The following is an 11,914-nucleotide window of genomic DNA, read 5'->3' as shown; positions in this document are numbered from 1 at the left end:
GGATACGGAAAAAGTAACACTTGATGTAAATGATCCAATAACGTTAGCAAAAGAGGCACCATCACTATATTCATAAGCTCCTGTTCCTCCTGTTGCGCTTAATGTTAGGGTGGCTTCTGTTAAACAGGTCTGGGACGTTGCCTTTACCAAACTGGCCACTATTTGCTCTGGCTCCGATATAACAACATCGGTTGTCGTAAACTCACAGTTATAGCCATCGGTAACCGTAACATTGTACGTTCCCGCTCCCAGTCCGCTAAATACCGCCGATGCCTGTGGACCCGACGATGTTACCGTTGGCAGCACCATGTTAAGGGTGTACGTATAATTACTTCCCTGGCCGCCCGTCACATTGCCTACGGTTATTGTTGCGTTTTTGTCTCCAAAGCAGGACAATAGAGTTGGTGTTGCCGTTACAGTGGCATTTATTGGAGTTGGAATGGTTAACGTTACATTGTCCGAAACGACACATCCACCAGCGTCCTTTACATTTACGGTGTAAGCTCCAGCCGATAAACCACTAAATGTTCCATTAGATGAATAGCCCACCGTTGCAGAACCTGTTAATTCATATTCATAGGCACCATAACCACCATTAGCTATGGCAGTAATTGTCCCCTTATTATCATCACAGGTAACATTTGAGGTTTCTGAAGCTACTAATGCTAATGGATTTAAAGGCGAGTTAATTGTAACCACATTTGAAGACGCCGAACAAAACGGACTTGCTGTCTCCGTAATTACAACCGTGTAATTCCCTGTTGGAATGCCTGTTACCAATAACGGATTGGTTGATGTATTAGCCGATACAACCCCATTTATAGAGGCTCCGGAACTATTAAAAACTTCAAAAGTATAAGAACCTGTATACCCACTTACATTAATTTCAAAAGTACCATTTGTCTCGCCAAAACATGTAATTGCTGTCGGTGCACTTAAAGTTATTGTTGGAAGCGTTGTTGATGGTAAAAATACCTCTACATCTTCGGTACATGAAGTAATGGCATCTGTTATAGTAACAGTGTAACTTCCCGAAGGCAATCCTGAAATAATATTACCACTAATGCTGGCAGATGCTGGACTTGGACTTATACTATATGTGTAAGAACCCGTACCGCCAGAACCTGTTATGGTCAATACACCATCATCATCATTACATGTTGGTAAAGTGCTAACAGTTGGTGATAAATTTACTGGCGCTATGATATCTACAGTTACTAAATTACCACAACCATTGGCATCCCTTACCTCTACTGTATGACTTCCTGAAGCTAAATTGGATATGGTAAATGGCGCTATTCTTGTTTGAAAAGCTCCTCCATCAATACTATAAGCGTAAGGTGCAATTCCTGCTGTTGTTAATGCAACATCTATAGCAAAATTGCCTTCTACTGCTGTACATTGATTGTTTAATGTGGCTGAAATCACTGGAGTTGGGTCTGGTGGCAATACTAATACCGAAGTCGTTTTTATACAACCATACGCATCTTTAACATGTACATAATAATTACCTGCATCCCTATTGAATGTATTAGCGGATGCCCATGATGGATCGGTTGCTAAAGGAGGTGTAGCCGATGTGGTTAATTGATATACATAAGGTGCTGTTCCGTCTCTTGCAATGGCACTTATAACACCAGAACTTGGATTACAATTGGCATTTTTATCAACCGTAGCACTGATACTTAAATCAATTGCCGATTCTGTAATACTAAAAGGAACTGTTGCTATACTACATCCTGCATTAGGGCCCGTAGTTTCTCTTATCAAAACAAAATAGGTTCCAAAAGGCAATGGACCTAAATTAGTTATTGGTAATGATCCACCGGCAGGTACCACACCAACCCCATTTATTCCCGTTGCTGTAGTTGATAAGGAATTCCATATTTCATAATTTACAGTTGTAGGCGAACCATAGACACTATTGATTGTAAATGATACATTGCCATCTGCACTTCCAACACAAGTAATATTATTAGAGGTCAAAGCGGTAGCTGTTAATGATGAGTTTGTTGGAATTGGCGTTGTTGCTGTTTGGTAATAACTACAATTGGTCGCATCATCATAAACAATAAACGTATAGGTGACCCCTGGAACCAACCCCGTAAACGTTGCTTTTTTACTACCTAACGCATCTTCTGGTAACCAGGTTCCTGGTGGATTAGGATATACAGAAGTAGGGCCTTGATAAATACTGAAAAAGAAAGGACCTGCACTAGCTAATGCTGTACCAATACGTATCTCTGCTTCTCCTCCAGTGAGACAGTCTGCTGTTGTGTTTATCGAAATATCTAAATTATTTGGAGGAGATGCCACTAAAACGTCTTGAATTAATATAGAGCACCCATTGGCATCAACTACGTTTATTTGATACAGTCCAAAATCGACCACATCAAATGTCACAGAGGTTGTACCAGATGAATTAAGCTCAGAAGCTGAGTATCCATTAGTTCCTGTTACAAAATAATTATAAGGTGCCGTACCTCCTGAAACAGCATCTATAATAACGGACCCTTTTGAAACCCCGAAAATGGGATCACAGCTAATATCTACGGCATGATGCGTTACATCAATTGGTGCAGGTTCTCCTATTACAATAGTTTCTGTATCTGTACAGGATTTTGAATCGGTTAGAGTAATAGTATAAGTTCCTGCTGTTAAACCAGATGTTTGTGTACCATAATTAGTCCCTGTGGTATCATTATTCACATTAATAACAAAAGGAGGAGTCCCTACTGTATTGTCTATTGTAATTTGAATAGCAGCTGAATCATCGTCGTTACACAAAATTTGTTGTGTTTGTACCACAGAAATGATATTAGGAAACGAAATAGCATTAACGGTTTGCACACTAGATTCAGCAGTACATCCATTAGCGTCTGTTATTTGGAATTGATATGTGCCATTATTTGGTGTTGAGTAATTGAACGGTGATCCTGTTGCTCCCAAAGAACTATACGCATTTCCATTTATAGAAACCGCATAAGTAAACGGTGCAACGCCTCCTGAAAATGTCCCCATTATGATAGCATCAGGTGAAGCCGTACAATCTAAGTCTTTGGTTAAAACAGTGTTTAAAGTTATCGGTACTAAAGGTGTAATGGTAAAGGATTCTGTGTAAACACATTCATTAGCATCCCTTACTCTAAAGGTATAGGTATTTGGTACTAAACCTGAAAACACATTTGAAGTTTGATAAGCCGTTGCAGATGCTACTGGTGCAATGATTTGGTATTCTAAAGTACCAACACCTCCTGTTGCTGTTACCGTTACATCGGAAGTCATTGACGGACAGCTTAAAGGTGTATTGCTAAAACTTAAATCTGTCGGTGGATTTAATGGGTCGATGGTTATTGGTGCTGTTGCAAATGTACAATTGTTGGCATCTTTTATGGTTACAGTGTAAGTTCCATTTACCAGACCTGAAAAGGTAAGTCCTGTTTGGAAATTTACACCATCTATACTATATGTATAAGGAGCTGTCCCTCCCGAAATACCTGAAACTGTTATAACACCATTCGTTGTACAGGTATAAGGTGACGTTAAGGTTGCAATGCCACTAATGGCGGTTGCTGTTGTAATTGTTATGGGTTGTGGTGTTGTCACACACACATCTGTTCCTATGGCATATTGAACTACGACATCGTAATTACCTGCTGCCAATCCTGTAAATACTGGCGAGTTGAAGAACGTCACACCATTATCTATACTGTACATTAAACTGTTTCCATTGGCATTTGTAACATTAACAGTAATAGTACCTGTATTATCTGCATCGAAACATAAAATATCTGTTTTTGCAACATTGAAATCGGGGGCAGGTGTTGCATCTACCGTTATGGAAGTTTCTGCTGGACAGTTATTGGAATCCATAACGATTATATTATATACACCCGGAGCTGTTACCGCAATTTGTGGTGTAGATTGGAATTCCGTTGTACTGTTTACAAAATAGTAATACGGTGGTGTCCCTCCTTCTGGGTACACTGTAATTTCGCCATCGGTACAGGTTAATGGGGTTGTAAGTGCCGAAGTGGCTGTTAATAATGGTGGATCAATAATTTCGATATCCACAGTTTCCGTACAACCATCCTCAGTAGATACCGTTGCGGTATATATTCCAGGATTTAGATTAGCGAATGTATAATCACTAGCGTTTATAGGTCCTACACTATTTATTAATGTACCACCTTGGTAAATGGAATAGAAATACTGTGGCCGTACATCGTTTGCCGCCAATACGACGCTCCCTTTTTCTCCATTACAATAGGGTTGCGTGATAATTGTTGAAACGGTAAAATCCCTTTGTCTTATTTGAACATCGGGTACTGTGAATATACACGGATTTGGTGTTACGTCAATTTGTCTTATATAAACGGAATAAAGATTAGGGGTGTTAATTGAAAACACATTGCTTGTTTGGTAGTTTGTTCCATCAATACTAAACTCATAACCACTTGGCACACCGCCAACGGTGATTTCACCAGGTGTGGTACAATAAATATCTCTTGAAGTAACTGTTGGAACTAATAGGTTTTCATATACGTTGAAATAAAACTGATTGAAACAACCACCCGTGTAGTTTAATGTCAATCGATACTGTCCAGCTGTATCCACCATAAAATTAGGACCAGTTCCTACTTGGTTCCAAGTACAGTCAAGATTTTCATTGGCACAATCTTCTTCGGTTACTGCAGCACAACTTGTTTCATCCAATTTTTCCCAAATAATGGATGACGTATCGGTGATATTGGTTTGAATAAATCTAGAATCATTCGCTCCACAAAGGAAAATATTAGGCAATTGTTTACCATCGTTCGGACAGGTAACCACTTCATCTGCAAAAGGAATAACCGGATTTGTAACTCCTGCACCAAAAGTAACCACATTAAATACTTGGTCGGTTGATTGACAAGGTGCTATTGCTGTATTATGTACGTAGTAAGTTCCAGATGCAGTAACTGTAATAGATTGTGTTGTTCCTATGACAGTGCCAGAATCATTTGTCCAAGAATAAGCATCGTAACCGCTACCAGCAGTCAATACTGTACTGTCACCACAAAGTATGACCTCTTCTTCAAAAATACAATCGTTTAAATCGGCTAAAAAATTAGTCGCACCCGGAGTTAACAAACACCCCGTATTACTACTAAAGCTGGGGTCGTCTGAAATGGTAAAATCTGGATTTATAGTCCCTTTATATGTTGCGTAAGCTTGATTATCAATATTATTAGAACAAGCATCGCTTAATAAACTACAGGTTGCAACGACTGTTACCCTAAACTGAATCTCGGAAACTGGGTCGTTTTCTTCCACCACCGATGGGTCGATATCAAAAATAAGTTCTCTAGTTGTTGGATTATAACTTTGAACGCTAACCCCTACTGGTAATGGCATAATATCTGCTGGATAGTTAAAAACAACATTTGTTGGCAGAATATCTCTAATGGTTAAATCGGTGGCATCATCGTTCCCAGTATTCTGAAAACCTATGGTATAGTATAATTCATCACCTAAATCCACAACTTGCCCGCCTATATCGTTTCCTAAAGCATCTTCAACAATTTTAGTCAATACAATATTTGGTGCAATAATTTCAATGGCAAAGGCACTAAAATAGAAATAGTAAATATCTATATTGGTTCCTAATTTAATGGTAGCGGACGTATCGCCATTTGCTATTAAACTATTTCCCGCATTGGGAATGTTTATGATACCGGCATCAAAACCCAAGGTATTGGAACTTGTGGGATTTCTATCGGTAAAAAGCATGGGCGAATTCGTATTTGGATCTATAATCGATACGGTACTATTAAAAAAATTGTTATTCGGACGTATGACTGTCCCGCTTGCATTTGTAGCACTAATTTTTGTCCCATTAATTTCTAAATAATCTTCTGTCCATCCTCTATCGCCTTCCAAAGCACTAAAAGCATATTTTGCTCGAACGGGACCCGTTGGTATCGTTTGAAATCCACTTATAGGAAAGGTTTGCTCATTATTAGGAGCTTGATTATGTATTTTTGTAAACCCGTCAAAAGAGGTGATGTATTTACTTGGCAAAAGTGGATCTTCATAAATAACAAAAAGCGACCATCCTGCCGACAAGCCTTCTGTATTACGACCAGTACCACTATTCATCATTGCGGACGTCATAGAGGATATATTAGCTACTGTATAAGTTCCTTCAGGGTTGCTTAAAGCTATTAATATATCCGTTACATCACTATAATAAGCAAACGTATTAGAGTCTCTATTGTCTGAAGAATTTTGATAATAAATTTCCGTTCCGGTAATGTCTATGTAATTACCACTTTCCGGGGTTTTAAATTTAACATCTGCCATTGGTGTATCCCCTTTTACTACGGAACTCCAATACAATCCAGCATACACAATTTTATAACAACTAACATCGTTTGGCACCTCTAAATCGGCACTACTGGAGTTAAAGGTATTATTGTCATTATCAATGTCAACATACACCATATTGTCTCTATTAGTCGAACTCTCATTATTATTGGTCCCAGAGTAAGGATCTGTAATATGAACCCCAAGGTTACTGTTTCCTATTAAAAGCATATCGCCTTTAATGGCCTCATCGTATCTTGGATTAAACGGAACAAGGTTTTGACCCAACATGCTACCTAAACATGTTAAAAAAAATAAAATAACAAGTAGGTTAGTTAAAGTAGTTTTTTTCATAGACGCTTAATTTTTATTATTTCTCTTCTTGGGGGGCAAAAAGAAATATTAATCACTGCTTAGCATTACTTAGAACAATCCATTCCTCCAATTGAAATATTTTGTCCTAAACAACTGTTTTTAAAGGGTATAAATATCGTAAATTATTTTCGAAGATTAATGAATTAAACCTATAAATAAAGTATTTTATCGATGAAATGATACTTTGAACCTTAATATGAATAAATTTTGTAGTATTTTTATGTGTGAATTTAAATTAAGAACCTGTAATTTTAGTTAGGCAAACTTTTATGAAATAAACTAATTTATTTAGATGAACAACCCAACAGAGCCTTTGGGAATTATTTATATTAATTATTACAAAAAACTAGTCCATAAATCAGTAATTCCTTTAAAAAGTCATTATTACAGTGTTAGCAGTGAATTGTAAAAGCTTTATCAGACAACTATGGTTTAAAAATAAAAATCAGCAACTAATAAACGGTTTATGCTTATCAGTTACTGATTTTTTAAGACTCTTTAAACTTGCTTATTTTCTGTTATTGATTTACGTGTTTTCTTTTGAAATTATAAATCGTTTCATCAATAGTAAACCAGCAAAAATAAAAAATGCCTACAGAAAATATAACATCACCAATCATACGCATCCATTTTAAGGTTTGCACGGTAGGTGAATATAATAACTCGGTATCTCTAGCAAACGAATAGCCTTTGGTAATAGAAGTGTAAGCTTGGATAATACCTATAGGCAGCAAACTTAAAAGTACCATAGCGACCAAACCTATATTTAATAACCAAAAGGCACGTTTTAATTTTTTATTCTGCCAAACTCTATCTGAATAAAAACGTAAACATATTAGAATGAAGCCCATACCTAGCATACCATATACACCAAATAAAGCGGTATGTGCATGAACTGCAGTGGTATTTAAACCTTGAATGTAATAGAGTGCAATTGGTGGATTAATTAAAAACCCGAAAACACCTGCGCCTACAAAATTCCAAAAAGCAACGGCAATAAAGAAAAAGATGGGCCATTTATATTTTTGCATCCATTGTTTACTTTTTAAAAGATTCCAGTTTTCCCTGATTTCAAAACCCATAAGTGTTAGTGGAACCACTTCTAAAGCACTAAAAGTAGCACCTAAGGCAATCGCTTGAATAGGCGTTCCTGAGTAATATAAATGATGTAATGTCCCTATAATGCCCCCAGCTAAAAATATGGATGCCGAAGCTATGGATACCCTGCCTGCGGTTTTTACAGATATAATTTTTAATCTTGAGAAAATATAAGCAATAACGACAGTTGCAAATACTTCAAAAAAGCCTTCAACCCATAAATGTACCAACCACCATCTCCAGTAATTAATAACCGGTAAACTACTATTTTCACCATACATTAAGCCAGAGAAAAAGAACATACCTATGGCCATGACAGATACTAATAAGATAATTAGCAAGTGTTTCGATTCATCTTTTTTACGAATGCCATATAAGATGTGTCGGCTAACCATGAACACCCAAAGTACTAAACCAATACCTAAAAATATTTGCCAGAAACGGCCTAAATCCATGTATTCATAGCCTTGATGCCCAAAGAAAAAATTGGTTGTTAAGTCTAAAAATTGATGTACGCCCAACCATTCACCCATCATAGATCCTAATACAATAAGAAGCAAAGCGATAAATAGGAAGTTAATGCCAAAACGTTGGTATTTCATTTCTTTTCCAGAAATCATAGGTGCTAGAAATAAGCCTGTAGCCAACCACGTAGCGGCAATCCAGAAAACGGCCAATTGGGTGTGCCAAGTTCTGGTAACCGAATAAGGCAGAAAACTAGATAAATCGAAACCAAAAAAGGCCTGCCCTTCAACAGTATAATGTACGGTAATGATGCCTAAAACAACTTGCAATCCTATTAACAACGAGATAACTATAAAATATTTTAATATCGCTTTTTGGGATTTAAACAATTTTAAATTTATTAACGGATCGCTTTCTGGTTTGGTAAGTAATTCTCCCTTTTCGTGATTTAATAAATAATAATATGTTAAAATACCAATGAACAATAAGAGTAATACAATAGACAGCCCAGACCAGATTAATGAATCGCTTGTTATGGTATTATCAATTAAAGGTTCGTGTGGCCAATTGGAAGTATAGGTATAATCTTTATGCGGTCTGTTGGTGCTTGCTGCCCAAGATGTCCAGAACAAAAAGGCGTTTAGCTGTTCTAATTTTTCAGGATTTACCAGTGCTCCTTTAGGAATGGCGTATTCTTCTTTACCTTCAGAAAAAATAGATGAATAATGCTTAATATTTTCTTTGATGGCAGCCAATCTACTTTCTGATATGGTTATGGACTTATCAACCTCATTAAACGTATTCGTTTTAATGTCTTCAATTAAACGTGCTTTTAACGCTGCTTTTTTTTCTACATCTAGTGTATTGTAATTGGTATTATAATCATTTTGAGACCATGCTTCAAGCATGAACGTCGCTTCTTTATGAATCCAATCGGCTGTCCAATCGGGAGCCACATAGCTACCGTGTCCCCAAATGGAACCGACTTCCATGCCTCCAATAGATTCCCAAACGTTTTGCCCTATTTGAATGTCTTTTTTGGTATAAAGTATTTCTTGAGTTTCTTTTACGATAACGGTTTCTGGAATGGGAGGTTGTGTTTGATACACTTCTGTTCCTATCCAAATGAGTATTATAAAGGATATTGACACAACACTAATAAATGTAATCCATATTTTTTTCATTGTCATTAATTTTTGTTTAAACTATAAACTTGTTGTTTGCTGCTTTTAATTAAGATTTTTTTTTAATCGTTGTTTAATCATTTTGATTTAAGTGCTTTCATCGGTCATAATTTCAGTTGGTTTATTATTCTTGGTGATATATTCAGTTTAATTATTTAAAAAAGGACAAAAATATCTTTATTTTGTCCGAATGTCATCCATAAATCACTTTTTGTCATTTTAAATCAAGCGCAAAATTAGGACTAAATTTAATATCGGACAAATTTATCCTATTTTAAATTAAATTTATTTTTAAATAAGTGAAATGGTATCATCTAAACAACTCAACAACAAGCAACTCAACGATTCAACAACTCAACGACTCATCGAATAAACAAATAAACGAATAACATATTTTCACCCTCCAATGGTAATCATACTCCTATTGTTATTATGCCGTTTAGGTTCTTGAAGTTTCTCTAAGGTATCCATGCCCCCACGGATTTTAAACTTCGCTTGCACCGCTTTTTGAATGACGGGCTCAATGGGATTTCCCTGTCTAAGTGTGGTCAATAAATCGGATTCAGCGGCAGAAAACAAACAATTTTTTAGCTGTCCGTTTGCCGTTAAACGCAATCTGTTACACGAATCGCAAAACGGATTGGTAACGGTACTGATAATCGCAAAACTGCCTTTATAACCCGAAATTTTATAGTTTTTAGACGTATCATTTGGCGCATCTTGTATGCGTTGTATACTCGCTTCAGAAAAAGAAGCGTTAACATAAGTCATCACTTCTGCGTAAGATACCATTTTGCTCATATCCCATTTGTTACCATCAAAAGGCATAAACTCAATAAAACGGACTACGATGGGCAAGTTTTTAGTTAAGTTAATAAAATCGATGATTTCATTTTCATTAAAACCCTTCATCAAAACCACATTCACTTTCACTTTAAAACCTTCCTCTACTAAAAGCAGCATGTTTTTATACACAACTTCAAATTGGTCGCGACGGGTTATATGTTTGAATTTTTCACGGCTTAACGAATCTAAACTGAGATTGATTTTATGTACGCCATTCACTTTCAAAACATCAATAAATTTATCAATAATAACAGCATTTGAAGTGATTGATAATTCAACAGGAAGTGTCGATAATTTTTCTAAAATGACTGGGATATCTTTTCGCACCAATGGCTCACCGCCTGTTAGCCTAATTTTTGTTACACCATGTTTTACAAATGTTTTGGCTATTTCGTATATTTCCTCATAAGTCATCAAATGGCTTTTAGGAGATAACTGCACCCCTTCTTCGGGCATGCAATATGAGCAACGTAAATTGCAACGTTCTATTAACGAAATACGCAAATACCCATGATCTCTGCCGTGTGAATCTTGTAATATGGGAGTTTTATTTTTCATTAATTTTATTTAAATCATTAGATTTTTAGGCTTCTTAGATTTTTAGACCTTTTAGATTCTTTGCAACTCTGCAACTCTGAAACTTTGTAACTTTGAAACTTTGAAACTTTGAAACTAATCATGTCCCGCACCTCTCAATATCCCGAAAACATGCAATACAGATGGAAATATGGCATCCATAGATTCGCTTGCTCCATTAGTTGATCCCGGTAGTGCTAGCACCAAGGTATTCTTAATAGTACCTGCAACACTTCTTGAAAGCATCGCATAAGGCGTTCTATCTTGTCCGTAATTACGAATCGCCTCTTCAATTCCTGGAATGCGTCTATCTAAAAGCGGCTCCAAAGCTTCAGGCGTTACATCACGGGCAGAAAGTCCGGTACCACCCGTATAAATAATTAAATCAACACCATTTTCTTGATGTTGTTTTGCTTTATTCTGAATAATTTCCAGTTCGTCGGGAATGATTTCATAAACTTCTATTTGAACGCCACAGGCCTTGAGTTTTTCAATGATGGCTTTACCTGCTTTATCCTCTTTATGTCCTGCTGAAATCGTATCGGAACACACAATAACGGCTGCTTTTAAATCTTTTCTAAATCGATCTTTAAAATCGGATTTTCCTCCTTTTTTATGCAATAATTTGATGTGGTGGATTTCAATGCCTTTATCAATAGGTTTCAGCATATCGTACATATTTAATGCCACCACACTAGCGCCGTGCATCGCTTCCACCTCTACTCCTGTTTTGTAAATGGTTTTTACGGTGAATAAAACAGTGATTTCCAATCCGTTTATTTCATATTCTACACCTGTAAACTCGATTGGCAACGGATGGCAATCGGGTAAAATGTCCGGGGTGCGTTTCACGCCCAATAACCCCGCAGCTTTACTCATAGCGAACACATTTCCTTTCGGAACCATGTCGTTTTGTATTGCTGTAATGGTTTCGGGTTTACTCACTTTCACAATAGCTTGAGCTACTGCGGTACGTAGTGTGGTGCTTTTATGTGTGATATCTATCATTGTTTGTTGTTTAG

The 11,914-nt window shown here is 36.7% G+C and carries 4 protein-coding genes; all 4 read right to left on the bottom strand.

The annotated features are described in order from the left end of the window. The coding region (locus ACGLWY_RS16845; protein ID WP_396620843.1) for a chromophore lyase at positions 1 to 6,702 on the bottom strand (6,702 nt) is incomplete at its 3' end. A 539-nt stretch (positions 6,703 to 7,241) separates the two neighbouring features. Then, positions 7,242 to 9,470 (bottom strand): nitric-oxide reductase large subunit, encoded by a 2,229-nt coding sequence (locus ACGLWY_RS16840; RefSeq protein WP_396620842.1) that lies wholly within the window; start codon positions 9,468 to 9,470, stop codon positions 7,242 to 7,244. Positions 9,471 to 9,866: 396 nt separating this feature from the next. Then, positions 9,867 to 10,874, bottom strand: coding sequence for a GTP 3',8-cyclase MoaA (gene moaA, locus ACGLWY_RS16835; RefSeq protein WP_396620841.1), 1,008 nt, complete (start codon positions 10,872 to 10,874; stop codon positions 9,867 to 9,869). 114 nt (positions 10,875 to 10,988) lie between these two features. Further along, entirely contained in the window at positions 10,989 to 11,900 is a 912-nt protein-coding gene (gene moaCB / locus ACGLWY_RS16830) for a bifunctional molybdenum cofactor biosynthesis protein MoaC/MoaB (protein WP_396620840.1), read from the bottom strand. Between the last annotated feature and the right edge of the window lie 14 nt (positions 11,901 to 11,914).

This window comes from Mariniflexile sp. HMF6888 (assembly GCF_044335535.1).
GTDB lineage: Bacteria > Bacteroidota > Bacteroidia > Flavobacteriales > Flavobacteriaceae > Mariniflexile.
The sequence above is the reverse complement of the archived record's forward strand: the minus strand, read 5'-3'. Positions and strand labels throughout refer to the sequence as shown.

Excerpts from the sequence above, each read along its gene's own strand:
- moaCB (WP_396620840.1), bottom strand. The coding sequence starts at position 11,900 with ATGATAGATATCACACATAAAAGCACCACACTACGTACCGCAGTAGCT.
- moaA (WP_396620841.1), bottom strand. The coding sequence starts at position 10,874 with ATGAAAAATAAAACTCCCATATTACAAGATTCACACGGCAGAGATCAT.
- ACGLWY_RS16840 (WP_396620842.1), bottom strand. The coding sequence starts at position 9,470 with ATGAAAAAAATATGGATTACATTTATTAGTGTTGTGTCAATATCCTTT.